Genomic DNA, 13,462 nt, shown 5'->3' on the forward strand with positions numbered 1-13,462 from the left:
TCACGTGGAACAAAACTTTGATGTCATCGTGATCGGCGGTGGCCATGCGGGTACAGAGGCTGCCGCCGCCGCGGCGCGGCGCGGCGCTCGTGCGGCATTGATTTCGCATCGGCGAGATCGCATCGGCGCGATGTCTTGCAACCCCTCGATCGGCGGCCTCGGGAAAGGCCACCTGGTCCGCGAGATTGACGCGCTTGACGGGTTGATGGGGCGCGCCGCCGACGATGCAGCAATTCATCATCGCATGCTCAATCGCAGCAAGGGCCTCGCCGTTCAGGGGCCACGTGTGCAAGCCGACCGGGGGCGCTACGCACGCTCGATCCAGTCGCAGCTCGCCAGACAGGAGCGTCTGTCGATTGTCGAGGGCGAGGTCGCCGCGCTGATCGTTGAGGGGCAAACAATATTCGGTGTGAGACTGCTCGACGGCACCGAAATCGGCGGGCGCGCGGTTGTTATCGCAACAGGCACTTTTTTGGGCGGCCGAATATTTCGCGGTGAAGAGCGGATTGACGGGGGGCGCGTCGGCGAGCCCGCCGCCATCGATCTCGCGCATCAGATACGCGCGCTCGACCTGCCCGTCCGCCGCCTTAAAACGGGCACGCCACCGCGTCTCGACGGGCGCACGATCGACTGGGCAGCGCTTGTCCCGCAACCCTCCGATTCCGATCAATGGACAATGTCGCCGATGTCGGCGCACCGGGCGCTGCCGCAATTGTCGTGCGCGATATCGCGGACGACAGAGCAGACACACGCGATCATACGCGACAACCTGCATCGTTCGCCGCTTCATACCGGCGCGATCGAGGCCGGCGGTCCGCGCTATTGCCCGTCGATCGAAGACAAGATTCGGCGATTTGGCGATCGCGACGGTCATCAGATATTTCTGGAGCCCGAGGGACTTGACGATCCGATAATCTACCCGAATGGCATCTCGACCTCGCTGCCGGCCGATGTTCAGGTGGCGATGGTGCGATCGATCCCGGGGCTTGCTGATGTAGAGATCGTCACGCCTGGCTATGCCGTGGAATATGATCATGTCGATCCGCGCGCGCTTGATCATCGCCTCGCCCTGGCAAAGTTGCCGGGGCTGTTTCTCGCTGGCCAGATCAACGGCACCACCGGCTATGAGGAAGCCGGTGCACAGGGGCTGGTCGCTGGCGCTAATGCGGCGGCTCACGCGCTGGATCTGGCCCCACTTCTGCTGGACCGGGCGACCAGTTATCTCGCGGTGATGATCGATGATCTCGTGCTGCAGGGTGTGACCGAGCCTTATCGGATGCTCACGGCTCGTGCCGAGTATCGGCTCGCGCTGCGTGCGGACAACGCTGAAACCCGTCTGTCCAACATAGCGGAGGCACATCAGCTTATGACAGGGGCACGGCGCGCCCACGTGGAGCGCCGGAAGCGAGAACGCGAAAGGCTTGCCTCCGGCGATCGCTCGGATGTCGATGCGGACTTGTTGCGGGAAGCCGAGGAGGATCTCCGTTACGCACCCTATCTGGAGCGGCAAGCAGCAGAAATCGCGCGAATGCGACGCGATTCCGGCATTGCGATTCCGACCGGTAATGCACTCAGCCGGGTGAACGGTCTTTCCCTGGAAATGCGCGAGCGGCTCTCGACCGCAAACCCGCAGACGCTCGGCGACGCATCCCGGATCCAGGGTGTGACCCCTGCCGCACTGACCGCGCTGTGGCTGCACGCGAAGGCCGGCGCATGACAGAAGACAAGGCCAGAGAATGGATGGCGGGACGCTTTGGCAATGAAGCATGCGCACGCGTCGCGCGATTTGCGGAACATGTGATCGAAGAGAGCGAGCGGCAGAACCTGATAGCGAGATCCACACTGGCGCATATCTGGGGTCGACATATCCTCGATTCGGCCCAACTGATCGATCACGCTGGCGCAATCGACGGCAAGACGCACTGGCTGGATGTGGGCTCCGGCGCCGGCTTTCCTGGCGCCATCATTGCGCTGCTTACACCGGCGAGAGTAACGCTCGTTGAGCCGCGGCGCCGGCGAGCGGAGTTTCTTTCTCAGGCGCTTGCAGACGTTTCGACCGTCCAGATCGTCACCGCCAAGGTCGAGACGATACAAGCAGCGGCGCAGGATATCGTAACAGCACGTGCAGTCGCGACCGTAGACGAATTGCTGCGGGCTACCCGGCATGTCACCAACATATCCACACGTTATATCCTGCCGCGAGGGCGTTCGGTGCAGGCGGAGCTTGAAACGGTGCACCGAGGCTGGCACGGATTGTTCCACGTGGAACCAAGTATTACCGACCCTGACTCGGGAATACTCATTGCGGAAAAGGTTCGCATCCGATGATTTGTATCGCGGTAGCCAACCAGAAAGGTGGCGTCGGAAAAACGACCAGCGCGATAAACCTCGCGACGGCGTTAGCCGCCACTGGCAAGCGCGTGTTGCTGATCGACCTCGATCCTCAAGGGAATGCGTCAACCGGGCTCGGCATCGCTCACGCGGCGCGAACCGTCTCCAGCTATCACGTTCTGGTCGATGGCGTTGCGATCGAAGACGGCGTGGTTCCCTCCGGCGTGCCGCGCCTGGAGATACTGCCAGCCACCGTGGACCTGTCAGGCGCCGAAATCGAGCTTGTCGAGCTGGAAGCCCGCACCCACCGCCTTCTTCGCGCGATCGAGGCCTGCGCCCCCCGCTGGGACATCGTGCTCATCGATTGCCCACCATCGCTCGGGTTACTGACAATGAACGCGATGGTCGCGGCGGACTCGCTGCTGGTGCCGCTTCAGTGCGAATTTTTCGCGCTCGAAGGGTTGAGCCAGCTGCTCAGCACGGTTGAGCGGATCCGCGCGCGTTTCAACCCTTCACTGTCGATCATGGGGGTGGCGCTGACGATGTATGATCGCCGCAATCGCCTGACCGAGCAGGTAGCCAGCGATGTACGCGCGGTACTGGGCCGAGTGGTGTTCGAAACGGTAATTCCCCGTAACGTCCGCCTCTCGGAGGCGCCGAGCCACGGACTTCCGGCCCTTATCTACGATCACCGGTGCAGCGGATCGGAAGCGTATATGGCACTTGCCCGGGAAATGATCGCGAGACTGCCGCGCATGAAAGAGGCCGCCGCATGACAGACCGTCGCCCACGCCCCGGCCTTGGCCGCGGGCTCAACGCGTTGCTTGGCGATTTTGCCCGGGATGAGGCTGAAACGGCCGTTGAGGGACATAGCGCTGCCGGCGTTCGGATGATCCCGATCAGTTCGATCGCCCCCCACCCAGGCCAGCCACGGCGCCATTTCGACGATACCGCATTGTCGGAACTTGCCGCGTCGATCGCGGAGCGCGGGGTGATACAGCCGATCATCGTTCGCCCGCACGGTCATGATTACCAGATCGTCGCGGGCGAGCGACGCTGGCGGGCCGCACAGCGCGCCCAACTTCACGAAGTACCCGTTGTCGTCCGCGATTATAGCGACAGCGATACGCTGCAGATCGCGCTGCTGGAAAATATCCAGCGTCAGGACCTAAATGCGATCGAAGAGGCCCAGGCCTATCGTCGCCTGGCGGAAGAATTCGGCCATACGCAGGACGCGCTGGCTCGGATCGTTCACAAGTCTCGCAGCCATATTGCCAACCTGTTGCGATTGCTCGATCTTCCGGCAGAGATCCAGTCCCTGGTGGTGGACGGCAAGCTTTCGATGGGCCATGCTCGCGCGATAATCGGCGCTCCCGATCCTATAGCACTGGCGAACGAGGTGATCGAGAAAGGCCTGTCGGTGCGCCAGACCGAGCGCCTTGCCAGCGCCGCCAAGCCCGGCACGCCACGCGCCGGAAACAGGGATCCGAACGGATACCGGGCGGATTCCGATGCTGATATCGTCGCGCTGCAACGGCAACTATCGGACCTGCTGGGGCTCAATGTGAGGATCGCGCATGGCGAGCGCGGCGGTTCGATAACGCTGGATTATTCGACGCTGGATCAATTGGATATGGTCTGCCAGCGCTTGAGCGGCGAGCGAATCTGATAGTCTAGCGGCCCATCCGGCGGGCGCGCTCGGCCAGGCCCAGCATCGCCTGATCGGCCAGTACATTTCCGGCGGTGCCACTCGCCACCATTGCGCGCTCGAGCTGGCGGACACGTCGCTGCGCGTCCACCAGCGCTTCGGGGGTCCAGCGGCGCAGGGCGATCGCTGTCGCCGCCTCCTCGCGAAAAAACACGCGATGGCGCTTGATGACCGAGCCGATATCGCCGCCCGCCGCAACGTCGGCACGCATCTCCGCAAGCGCACCCAGCCGCCGCGCAAGCTGCCGTAACCACGGGATCGGCGATCCGCCCGCCTCGCTCATCCTGCTCAGCGCCGAGCCAAGCTCGCCCGTCCGCCCCGCGATTACCGCCTCGACGATCTCCGACATCTCCGATTCGCCAAGATCCGCACCAACCGCATCAAGCGCGCCGTCATCCAGCTGCTGCGGGCGATCGAGACCGGCGTCCAGATAAAGCGCAAGCTTCTCAAGCTCTTGCACCATCACCGCGCGATCGCCACCTGTCGCCTGCACAAGCCGGCGCGCGGCGCCCCCCATCATGCGCAGCCCATGCTCGCGCGCCAGCTGCGCCGCCAGTGCCTCCGCGCCCTCACCCACCGGGACGTAACACGCGGTAGCGAGCGCCGAATCAGCCTCAAGAGCGCGCTTGACCAGCCGACTGGTCGCCTTGAGCGAGGGCGCAATCACGACCACCGGATTGCCGGCCCGCTCCGCCTCGAGCAGCGCTTCTACCGCACCAGTCGATTCATCCCCGGCCGCGGTTACGCGGATATAACGCGCGCCACCGAACAACGAGAGCGATGCCGCCTCGTCAGCGAGACGCGCGCTATCGGCCTTGAGCGTCGCACCATCGAGATCGACACGTTCGGCCTCCGGCCCCATCGCGCGGCCCAGCCTGCCCGCCAGTGCCAAAGCCCCCGATTCGTCTGGCCCGTACAGCAGATAGAGCCGGATATCCGCCGGCGGCCGATCGAGCGCCGCCTTCATCCGCGTCTCGCTGGCCTTCATTTCGGCGCGGTCTCGTTCCTCGCATACAGCGCGACGCGCGCGACGATCTGATCAGCGACGATATCGCTCAAACGCTCCAGCGCGCTCGCCTCGGCCGCGATCGTCGCATATTCCGACGTCACGACATCGATGCCGGCGTCTGACCCGGCGGTCGCATCCAATACCACCGTGCCGGTATCCAGCTCGACGAGTTGATAGCGCGCGCGCAACGTGCGCCGCTCGCGCGTGACGCTGTTGTCGCTCCGCACGGCGAGACCGACGATCTTGTCATCAAGCTTCACGTCGAGCCGGTAGCGCGCGGTCTGGCTGCCCCCGGCAGACAGCCGATCCCGCAACGCATTGGCGACGAGCCAGCCCGGTTTGCCATCGATCGGCGCGACATCCACCTGCCCCAGCACGTTCGCCACCGGCCCGGACCCGCCCGCCGTGTAAAGCGGCCGAAGCCCGCACCCGGCGAGCAGGAGCGGCAGCGCGAGCAGAACGGCGAGACGCTTCATGCGACGAGATTCACCAGGCGATCAGGCACCACGATCACTTTCTTCGGTGTCTTGCCTTCCAGGATACGGATCACCTTGTCACTGGCAAGCGCGGCTGCTTCGATCGCCTCCTTCGGCTGACCCTTGGGCAGCGTAAGCGTATCGCGCAGCTTGCCGTTGACCTGGATAGCGATCGTCACTTCGTCCTCCACGAGCAACGCCGGATCGACCACCGGCCATGCCGCGTCAGCGATCAGCCCCTCGCGTCCCGCCGCCGCCCAGGCTTCCTCCGCAAGGTGCGGCGCCATCGGGGCAACAAGCAGCATCAGCGTGTCGATCGCGGTATCGCGAGAGCCGGAGGGCGCCGCCTTCTCGATCGCGTTGGCCAGTTCATAGAGCTTGGCCACCGCCTTGTTGAAGGACAGCGCCTCGATATCAGCGGCAATCCCCGCGATCGTCTGGTGCAGCTTGCGATCCAGCGGCGCATCCACCCCGGCGCCCGTGCGCTCGCCATCGAACAACCTCCACAGCCGCTGGACGAAGCGCCACGCGCCCTCGATCCCGGATTCGCTCCATGGCAGATCGCGCTCGGGCGGCGAATCGGAGAGCATGAACCAGCGCACCGCGTCGGCGCCATATTGGTCAACGATGCCGGTCGGATCGACGGTGTTCTTCTTCGACTTGGACATTTTCTCGACGCGGCCGACGGTGATCGGCGCGCCAGAGGAAATCTCGATGCCATCGCGCACCTCGTCCGGCCCAAGCCAACGGCCATCGGCGGACTTATACGTCTCATGTGTCACCATGCCCTGCGTGAACAGGCCGGTGAACGGCTCGGTGATGTCGATCATCCCGACATGGTTGAGCGCGCGTGTCCAGAAGCGTGCATAGAGCAGGTGGAGAATCGCATGCTCCACTCCGCCGATATACTGGCCGACCGGCAGCCAGCTTTCGGCGATCGACCTGTCAAACGGCTTGTCCTTTGGCTGGCTTGCGAAGCGAATGAAATACCACGAGGAATCGGCAAAAGTATCGAGCGTGTCGGTCTCGCGCACCGCCGGCTCGCCGCACGTGGGGCACGCCACGTGTTTCCACGTCGGATGCCGATCGAGCGGGTTGCCCGGTATGTCGAAACTCACATCCTCGGGCAGCACGACCGGAAGCTGTGCGGCCGGGACCGGCACGACACCGCAGCCGTCGCAATGAATGATCGGGATCGGCGTGCCCCAGTAACGCTGACGGCTGACGCCCCAGTCGCGCAGGCGATAGACCGTGGAGCCCTTCCCCCATCCGCCATCCTCGGCACGACGGATCACCTCGCGCTTGGCATCCTCAACATCCATGCCGTCGAGGAAGTGCGAATTCACCAATGTGCCGGGGCCGCTATAGGCCTCGTCCTCGTGGAATTCCGGCGCGTCCTTCGATCCGTCGGATACGACGCGGCGGATCGCGAGGCCGTATTTCCGCGCGAACTCGAAATCGCGCTGATCGTGTGCGGGCACGCCGAAGACCGCGCCGACGCCATAGTCCATCAGCACGAAATTGGCGATGTGGACGGGCAATTGCCACGACGGATCAAAGGGATGCGTCGCTGTCAGGCCCGTGTCGAAGCCAAGCTTCTCCTGCGTTTCGAGCTCTGCGGCGGTGGTGCCGCCCTGCTTGCAGCGCTCGACAAAGGTGGCCGCCTCCGGATTTCCGGCGGCGATCGCCTGGGCGATCGGATGGTCGGCCGCAACCGCCACGAAGCTCGCGCCGAAAATCGTGTCAGGCCGGGTGGTGAATACCTCCACCCCGTCCAGCCCGCCCGCGCGCGCCGACAGGGCGAAGCGAAACGTGAGGCCCTGGCTCTTGCCGATCCAGTTTTCCTGCATCAGCCGCACCTTTTCCGGCCAGTGCTCCAGCGTATCGAGGCCAGCCAGCAGATCGTCCGCAAAGGCGGTGATCCTGAGGAACCACTGGCTCAGCTTGCGCTTCTCGACCAGCGCGCCGGAACGCCAGCCGCGCCCGTCAATCACCTGTTCGTTGGCGAGTACGGTCATGTCGACCGGATCCCAGTTGACCGCGCTTTCCTTGCGATAGACCAGGCCGTGTTCGAGAAACTTCAGGAACAGCGCCTGCTCGTGACCGTAATAGTCCGGCTCGCATGTCGCGATTTCGCGCGTCCAGTCCAGCGCGAAGCCGAGGCGCTTCAGTTGCGCCTTCATCGTCGCGATGTTGTCGCGTGTCCAGCCGCCGGGATGGACATGTTTCTCCATCGCGGCATTCTCGGCGGGCATTCCGAACGCGTCCCAGCCCATCGGGTGGAGCACTTCCATACCGCGCATCCGGCGAAAACGCGCCAGCACGTCACCCATCGTATAGTTGCGCACGTGCCCCATGTGGATGCGCCCCGACGGATAGGGGAACATCTCAAGGACATAGCTCTTCGGCTTCGGGCTGTCGTCGCGCGCTGCAAATGTGCGGGCGTCATCCCACAGCTTTTGCCAGTGGGCATCGGCCTTCAGCGCATTGAAACGGGTGTTGCTCATTATCTCTTGTCGCTGGGCCGCGCCGAGGGGTTCACCCGCAGCGTCAGCCGGTGATCGAAGCGCGGCGCAGATCGCGGGCGCGCGTAAGGATGATATCCTCAAGCTTCTGCGTGGTGGAGGCGGCGACCGGCGCGGAAATCCACTGCCCGTTCTGGTTGACCTCACGCAGCGCGGCAACGCGCAGCGCATCCGCGCGCAGATCCTGATCGAGGATCGAAACCGTCACCTTCATCCGCTCGCCCGGCACCTGCGGGTTGACGTACCAATCGGTCACGACGACGCCTCCGTTGGAATCCGTCTGCAGCAGCGGCATGAACGACAGGGTATCGAGCGTCGCGCGCCAGAGATAGGAATTGACGCCGATCGTGGTGATCTTCGAGGCAGCCAGATCGGCCTCCGGCCGGGCACGATGGTGGCCGCACGCGGCAAGAGCAAGGGCAGCGCCAACGGCTAGCGCGAGACGCAACGGGCGGAACATCGGCATCGTCCTGAAAGCTAGGGAAACAGCAGCGACAACCTCTACAGACGCACCCCGCCGCCCGCAAGCGCGGCGGCGGATGTGGGAGTCATGCAACAGTCGGCAACAAAGCGACTCTCGCGATGGTGCACGCGGATCGAATCGTGTTAGGCGCGTTATCGATCCTACTGGTTCGGAGAATATCGTGGTCGCGATGAGGGCGATTGCTGGCGGAATGATCGTGGCGCTTGTCGCTGCGGCGTCCGTCGTCGCGCCCGCGATCGGCGCCACCGAATTGGGCCAGCATGGCGCGAAGAGGGCGGCGCCCGTGGGCAGTTCCGCCAGATTTTCGAGCGGCTTCACCCCTTCGTCGGCTGATCCGCGGCTTGCCGCCGTATTCGCCCGCGGCGGGCTTGATGGCGGCGATGTCAGCGAGTTTCGTTTCACGCCCGCGGAAACGCGACAGGGCAACCGTGCGGTTACCGTTGCTGTCCGCGCTCGCTCGACTCGCGCAGGCGATGGATCGACTCGTTTTGCGTCGAATGCCCCCACCGTTGGAATCGCGCCGATCGCCTATAACCTGGGCGCTGCGATCGGCTGGCAGCGCTTTGCCGTTTCGGGCGATATCTCTCGAGTCGATGTCGGCCCACAGCCAGGCAGCCGCGAATCGGCCGATGTCGCGGTCAGCTATTCGCTCAATCGCTTCACTGGCCGGGTAAAGGCCAGTTCGGAGCATCCGCTGGCTAGCGCGCCCAAGACGGTCGATAACAATTCGAGCTATGCGATCGATGTCGGCGGCTCTTATTCGCTGACCCGAAATGTCGATCTCACCGCCGGGCTGCGATACAAGAGCGAGCGTGAACGGCTGACTCAGATCGCCGACGATCGTCGGGATAGCCAGGCCGTCTATGTGGGCACTGCGTTCCGTTTCTGACGCCTTATAGCCAGCCGTCGATCCCGGCCCAGCCGTCGAACCCGGCAAGCCGCGCGTAACTGCGCGCATCCATGCCGCCCAGCGCTATACGAGTAGCGGGCAATCCGCGCGCGATCGCTGAGGCACGGCGCGCGCCCAATGCGGGAGCGCCGGGATGCGAGCGGGTCGGGAAAACCGGCGATATGAATACCGCATCAGCGCCAACGCGCATCGCCCGCACCGCCTGCTCGCGCGAATGGGCGGGCCATGTGACGATTCCCCCGCCGCGCCGCTTATGGGTTCCCATCTCGCCAGCCAGCCGTGTGTCGCCGGCGCGCACCAGCACCAGCCCGCGCCGCCGAGAGATCCGCAACAGCGCCGCGAACAACCGCCGCCGCTCCCGTGCAGGGGTCGCATAGTGGCGAAAGACGATTCCCGAGCCGCGCGGCAACCGCCGAACAGCGCGCCACAGTCCAGCGCCCATCCGCTCATCGGTCATCAGCCAAAGGCGCGGGACGGGGTGGCGGTAGCGCATCTCGCTTCCTATAGCGCGCGCCATGCATTCCGCCGAGCCGTCTCCGCCCGCCCGACTCGCCGCGATCCACGAGCGGATCGCCCGCGCCGCCGCCACCGCGCGCCGCTCGGCCGGCGAAATCACGCTGATCGCGGTCTCCAAGACGCATCCCGTCGAAGCGATCACCCCGCTACTAGCGGCAGGACAGCGCGATTTCGGTGAGAACCGCGTACAGGAGGCGCAGGCGAAATGGCCCGTGCTGCGTGAACAATGCCCCGATGCCCGGCTGCACCTGATTGGGCAGCTCCAGTCTAACAAGGCGATGGAAGCGGTAGCTCTCGCGCATGCGATTCATGCCGTCGATCGCCCCTCATTGGTCAGCGCGCTCGCAAAGGCGATGGACGCACTCGGAAGGCGCCCCGGCTGTTTCATCCAGGTCAATATTGGCAACGAGGCTCAGAAAGGCGGCTGTGCCATCGCTGCGCTGCCCGATTTGCTCGCGGCGGCGCGCGCGGCGGATCTGCCCCTCGCCGGTTTGATGTGCATCCCTCCCGCTGACGTGGAAGCCGCGCCCTATTTCGCGCTGCTCGCCAAGCTGGCGCGCGATCATGGAATCACCGGGCTGAGCATGGGGATGTCGGGTGATTTCGAAACGGCGGTGACGCTCGGCGCCACGCATGTCCGCATCGGCAGCGCACTGTTCGGCGCGCGCGCATGAAGGTCGACGCGATCCTGTTCGATTTTGACGGTGTGCTCATCGAAAGCGAGGCGATCGGGAACCGCCAGATCGCCGACTATCTCACGTCGATTGGCCATCCGATCACGCCCGAGCAATCGATGGCCAATTTCATGGGCCTTGCCGGCGCGGATTTCCTTGCCCGGATCGAGCAGTGGATCGGCCGCCCGATTCCCGAAGATTTCCACGCGGCGCGCAAGGCCGAGGATGCGCGCGTCATGGCGGAGGGGATAGAGGCGGTGGCAGGCGCGGTCGCGTTTGTCGAATCGTTGCCGCCTGATCTGCCGCGCGCGATCGTCTCCTCCAGTTCGACGCGCTGGATCCGCCGTCACCTCGATCATATCGGGCTGACGGGCGCGTTCGGCGACCATATCTACTCGGGGCGCGAGCACGTGGCACGCGGAAAGCCCGCGCCGGACCTTTACCTCTACGGCGCGAACGCGCTCGGCGTGCCGATCGAACGCTGCGCGATCATCGAGGATTCGCCAGTCGGGGCGACCGGGGCGGTGGCGTCGGGCGGCCATGTGATCGGCCTGTGCGCCGGCAGCCATTGCGCAGCGGATCACGATCAGCGGCTTCGCGCAATTGGCGTACATGCGATCGCGCACGATTTCCTGAACGTCGCCCGCCTGCTCGCCTGATCTTCCCCAAAAGCGATGCTGCGGTTACACGCCGCCCCGTGAAGATCGTAAGCTGGAACATCAATTCGGTGCGGTTCCGCATCGCCATCGTCGAGCAGTTCCTGCGCGAGGCTTCGCCGGATATCCTGTGCCTGCAGGAAACCAAGGTGATCGATCAGGATTTCCCGGCCGAAATCTTCCGAAAGCTTGGCTACGATCATATCCTGATCCACGGCCAGCGAATGCACCACGGCGTCGCGGTCATCAGCCGGATCGCGCTGTCGGAAGATGACCGGCTGGATTGGCAGGCCAACCGCGAGGCGCGGCACATCGGCGTGCGGCTCGCCAATGGGGTGCGGCTTGAGAATGTCTATGTTCCCGCCGGCGGCGACGAACCGGACCGGACGGTGAACCCGAAATTCGGCCAGAAGCTCGATTTCGTCCAGCGGATGACCGAATGGTCGGAAAAGCTCGATCGGCCGACCATTCTCACCGGTGATTTCAACATCGCGCCCTTGCCCAGCGACGTGTGGAATCACAAGGCGCTGCTGAAGGTGGTGAGCCATACGCCGATCGAGGTGGAGGCCCTGGATCGACTCAAGGCATCGAACGACTGGATTGATCTCGGGCGGCATTTCCACCCCGCGCCCGAACGGCTTCATACCTGGTGGAGCTATCGCTCGCCCGACTGGACGAAGAATGATCGCGGCCGACGGCTCGATCATATGTGGGCAACGGGCGAGGTGGCGAAAGCCGCACGTGCGCACCATGTCTTCGAAGCGTGCCGCAGCTGGGAAAAGCCTTCGGACCATGTGCCGATCATGACCGAGTTCGATTTTTGACCGACGCGCGCCAGGCTGCCCGCGCGATTGACGCGCTGCGTCGCGGCTGGCCGATCCGTGTCGGAACACTGGCGCTGCTTCCGATCGAAACAGCCGATGCGGAGCGGCTTCATGCGTTCGATCCCGGTAATATCGCGTCAGTGCTGCTGTCGGCAGGCCGGGCGGCAACGCTGAAGCTCGCAAACCAGATCGAGGCAGCGGTGCCCGATGCGCCGGTGCTCGTTGATCGCGCGCCGTGGATCGATTTCGCCACGGCGACGGCGCTTGCCGATCCACAGCTCGATCTCGCCACTCCTCTCAAGGGCCCATTTCGGGCTATCCACAACAATGATTCGCAGGATGCAGCCGCTGCGCTTCGGCTGGCGCGGATCGCGGGATTGCTTCCCGCTTTCTTCGTCTTGTTCGACGGTGCGGGTGAAGTAGCGATAACTCCGGCGGATATCGATTTGCACGAGGACGCGATCCGCCTGACGATCGCCGCGCGCGCGCGGCTGCCGGTCGCGCATGCCGAGGATGCGGAGATAGTCGCCTTTCGCACGCCTGAATCGCCCGGCGAGCATATCGCGCTCCTGATCGGCGAACCGAACGGCTCCGAGCCGCTGGTCCGCCTGCACAGCGAATGCCTGACCGGCGATGCGCTTGGCAGCCTCAAATGCGATTGCGGGCCACAGCTCGATGCGGCGATTCGCGCAATCGAGGCGAGCGGCTGGGGCATCCTGCTCTATCTCCGACAGGAGGGCCGCGGGATCGGCCTGGTCAACAAGCTGCGGGCCTATGCCTTGCAGGATCAGGGCCATGACACGGTCGATGCCAACACGCGGCTCGGCTTTGCGATCGATGCACGAGATTTCGGTGTTGCCGCGCGTATGCTGAAGCTTCTCGGGCAAAGCGAGGTGCGCCTGCTGACCAATAACCCTGCCAAGGTTACAGGGCTCGAGAATGCAGGAATCCGTATCACCGAGCGTGTCGCGCACGCTCTGCCCGCCAATCGGCACAATGAGCGCTATCTCGCCACAAAGCGCGATCGCACCGGGCATCAGCTTTAAGGATTGGCGATTATAGCTTCAGGATGGCGCACGGGAAGCCGGCATGCCGTCCTTCCATGCCACCTGGTTCCACGATGACATCAAGGCGCTCCGCTGCGTCTGGGGCATCGTGTGGGCCAATCATGTGATTGCGATCGCTCGGCGACTGATCTCCATCGACGCTACACTGATCGACCAGGGCTCGTCGCGACGATCGCGTTGGCGCCACTCATCGCGCCGTCGTCATCCGGCGGATCATGAACGCAGGCATCTGCGAACCGGCTGGCTTCGCCCGTTGGCACAATCGCCAAAAGGTAAGGCCCC

General features: G+C 64.4%; 14 protein-coding genes. 9 read left to right on the forward strand and 5 right to left on the reverse strand.

The features are described from left to right. Positions 1 to 4 precede the first annotated feature (4 nt). Genes mnmG through ACM61V_RS03425 form a run of 4 tightly spaced genes read left to right on the forward strand, consistent with a single transcriptional unit; the run spans position 5 to position 4,000 of the window. Complete coding sequence (gene mnmG / locus ACM61V_RS03410) at positions 5 to 1,717, forward strand: tRNA uridine-5-carboxymethylaminomethyl(34) synthesis enzyme MnmG (protein ID WP_137786977.1); 1,713 nt, start codon at positions 5 to 7, stop codon at positions 1,715 to 1,717. After that, entirely contained in the window at positions 1,714 to 2,328 is a 615-nt protein-coding gene (gene rsmG / locus ACM61V_RS03415; protein WP_137786976.1) for a 16S rRNA (guanine(527)-N(7))-methyltransferase RsmG, read from the forward strand. The genes mnmG and rsmG overlap by 4 nt, the downstream gene beginning before the upstream one ends. Continuing rightward, a complete protein-coding gene (locus tag ACM61V_RS03420) occupies positions 2,325 to 3,107 on the forward strand; it encodes a ParA family protein (protein WP_137786975.1) in 783 nt (260 codons plus the stop codon). The genes rsmG and ACM61V_RS03420 overlap by 4 nt, the downstream gene beginning before the upstream one ends. Then, the gene (locus tag ACM61V_RS03425; RefSeq protein WP_137786974.1) at positions 3,104 to 4,000 is read left to right on the forward strand and encodes a ParB/RepB/Spo0J family partition protein; all 897 of its coding nucleotides are present in this window, start codon (positions 3,104 to 3,106) and stop codon (positions 3,998 to 4,000) included. The genes ACM61V_RS03420 and ACM61V_RS03425 overlap by 4 nt, the downstream gene beginning before the upstream one ends. Before the next feature lie 4 nt (positions 4,001 to 4,004). On the opposite strand, the gene holA is transcribed toward ACM61V_RS03425, so the two are convergent. The 4 genes from holA to ACM61V_RS03445 are packed head-to-tail and all read right to left on the reverse strand — an operon-like array spanning position 4,005 to position 8,509. Next, positions 4,005 to 5,027 (reverse strand): DNA polymerase III subunit delta, encoded by a 1,023-nt coding sequence (holA, locus tag ACM61V_RS03430; RefSeq protein WP_137786973.1) that lies wholly within the window; start codon positions 5,025 to 5,027, stop codon positions 4,005 to 4,007. Then, positions 5,024 to 5,524 (reverse strand): LPS assembly lipoprotein LptE, encoded by a 501-nt coding sequence (lptE, locus tag ACM61V_RS03435; protein ID WP_137786972.1) that lies wholly within the window; start codon positions 5,522 to 5,524, stop codon positions 5,024 to 5,026. The genes holA and lptE overlap by 4 nt, the downstream gene beginning before the upstream one ends. Beyond that, the gene (leuS, locus tag ACM61V_RS03440) at positions 5,521 to 8,031 is read right to left on the reverse strand and encodes a leucine--tRNA ligase (protein ID WP_137786971.1); all 2,511 of its coding nucleotides are present in this window, start codon (positions 8,029 to 8,031) and stop codon (positions 5,521 to 5,523) included. Before leuS ends, lptE begins: the two co-directional genes overlap by 4 nt. Before the next feature lie 43 nt (positions 8,032 to 8,074). Next, entirely contained in the window at positions 8,075 to 8,509 is a 435-nt protein-coding gene (locus tag ACM61V_RS03445; protein WP_137786970.1) for a DUF3576 domain-containing protein, read from the reverse strand. A 193-nt stretch (positions 8,510 to 8,702) separates the two neighbouring features. Here ACM61V_RS03445 and ACM61V_RS03450 point away from each other — a divergent pair, with 193 nt between their 5' ends. Continuing rightward, positions 8,703 to 9,422 carry a porin gene (locus tag ACM61V_RS03450; RefSeq protein ID WP_137787095.1) on the forward strand — a complete coding sequence of 240 codons (720 nt, stop codon included), beginning with the start codon at positions 8,703 to 8,705 and terminating at the stop codon, positions 9,420 to 9,422. A gap of 4 nt (positions 9,423 to 9,426) precedes the next feature. Here the strand turns inward: ACM61V_RS03450 and ACM61V_RS03455 are convergent, their stop codons facing one another. Continuing rightward, the gene (locus ACM61V_RS03455; protein ID WP_137786969.1) at positions 9,427 to 9,936 is read right to left on the reverse strand and encodes a thiamine phosphate synthase; all 510 of its coding nucleotides are present in this window, start codon (positions 9,934 to 9,936) and stop codon (positions 9,427 to 9,429) included. A 22-nt stretch (positions 9,937 to 9,958) separates the two neighbouring features. Between ACM61V_RS03455 and ACM61V_RS03460 the strand changes: the two genes are divergently transcribed. Genes ACM61V_RS03460 through ribA form a run of 4 tightly spaced genes read left to right on the forward strand, consistent with a single transcriptional unit; the run spans position 9,959 to position 13,159 of the window. Then, on the forward strand, positions 9,959 to 10,633 hold the full coding sequence (locus ACM61V_RS03460) for a YggS family pyridoxal phosphate-dependent enzyme (protein WP_137786968.1): 675 nt from the start codon (positions 9,959 to 9,961) through the stop codon (positions 10,631 to 10,633). After that, a complete protein-coding gene (locus ACM61V_RS03465) occupies positions 10,630 to 11,292 on the forward strand; it encodes an HAD family hydrolase (protein ID WP_137786967.1) in 663 nt (220 codons plus the stop codon). Before ACM61V_RS03460 ends, ACM61V_RS03465 begins: the two co-directional genes overlap by 4 nt. Positions 11,293 to 11,330: 38 nt before the next feature. Further along, positions 11,331 to 12,113 carry an exodeoxyribonuclease III gene (locus ACM61V_RS03470; RefSeq protein ID WP_137786966.1) on the forward strand — a complete coding sequence of 261 codons (783 nt, stop codon included), beginning with the start codon at positions 11,331 to 11,333 and terminating at the stop codon, positions 12,111 to 12,113. After that, the gene (gene ribA / locus ACM61V_RS03475) at positions 12,110 to 13,159 is read left to right on the forward strand and encodes a GTP cyclohydrolase II (protein WP_137786965.1); all 1,050 of its coding nucleotides are present in this window, start codon (positions 12,110 to 12,112) and stop codon (positions 13,157 to 13,159) included. The genes ACM61V_RS03470 and ribA overlap by 4 nt, the downstream gene beginning before the upstream one ends. Positions 13,160 to 13,462 lie beyond the last annotated feature (303 nt).

It is taken from the genome of Sphingomonas sp. TX0543 (genome assembly GCF_048565505.1).
Classification (GTDB): domain Bacteria; phylum Pseudomonadota; class Alphaproteobacteria; order Sphingomonadales; family Sphingomonadaceae; genus Sphingomonas.

What these genes read in the sequence shown, in the direction of transcription:
- rsmG (WP_137786976.1), top strand. Translation starts at nt 1,714, where the DNA reads ATGACAGAAGACAAGGCCAGAGAATGGATGGCGGGACGCTTTGGCAAT.
- ACM61V_RS03420 (WP_137786975.1), top strand. Translation starts at nt 2,325, where the DNA reads ATGATTTGTATCGCGGTAGCCAACCAGAAAGGTGGCGTCGGAAAAACG.
- ACM61V_RS03425 (WP_137786974.1), top strand. Translation starts at nt 3,104, where the DNA reads ATGACAGACCGTCGCCCACGCCCCGGCCTTGGCCGCGGGCTCAACGCG.
- holA (WP_137786973.1), bottom strand. Translation starts at nt 5,027, where the DNA reads ATGAAGGCCAGCGAGACGCGGATGAAGGCGGCGCTCGATCGGCCGCCG.
- lptE (WP_137786972.1), bottom strand. Translation starts at nt 5,524, where the DNA reads ATGAAGCGTCTCGCCGTTCTGCTCGCGCTGCCGCTCCTGCTCGCCGGG.
- leuS (WP_137786971.1), bottom strand. Translation starts at nt 8,031, where the DNA reads ATGAGCAACACCCGTTTCAATGCGCTGAAGGCCGATGCCCACTGGCAA.
- ACM61V_RS03445 (WP_137786970.1), bottom strand. Translation starts at nt 8,509, where the DNA reads ATGTTCCGCCCGTTGCGTCTCGCGCTAGCCGTTGGCGCTGCCCTTGCT.
- ACM61V_RS03450 (WP_137787095.1), top strand. Translation starts at nt 8,703, where the DNA reads ATGAGGGCGATTGCTGGCGGAATGATCGTGGCGCTTGTCGCTGCGGCG.
- ACM61V_RS03455 (WP_137786969.1), bottom strand. Translation starts at nt 9,936, where the DNA reads ATGCGCTACCGCCACCCCGTCCCGCGCCTTTGGCTGATGACCGATGAG.
- ACM61V_RS03460 (WP_137786968.1), top strand. Translation starts at nt 9,959, where the DNA reads ATGCATTCCGCCGAGCCGTCTCCGCCCGCCCGACTCGCCGCGATCCAC.
- ACM61V_RS03465 (WP_137786967.1), top strand. Translation starts at nt 10,630, where the DNA reads ATGAAGGTCGACGCGATCCTGTTCGATTTTGACGGTGTGCTCATCGAA.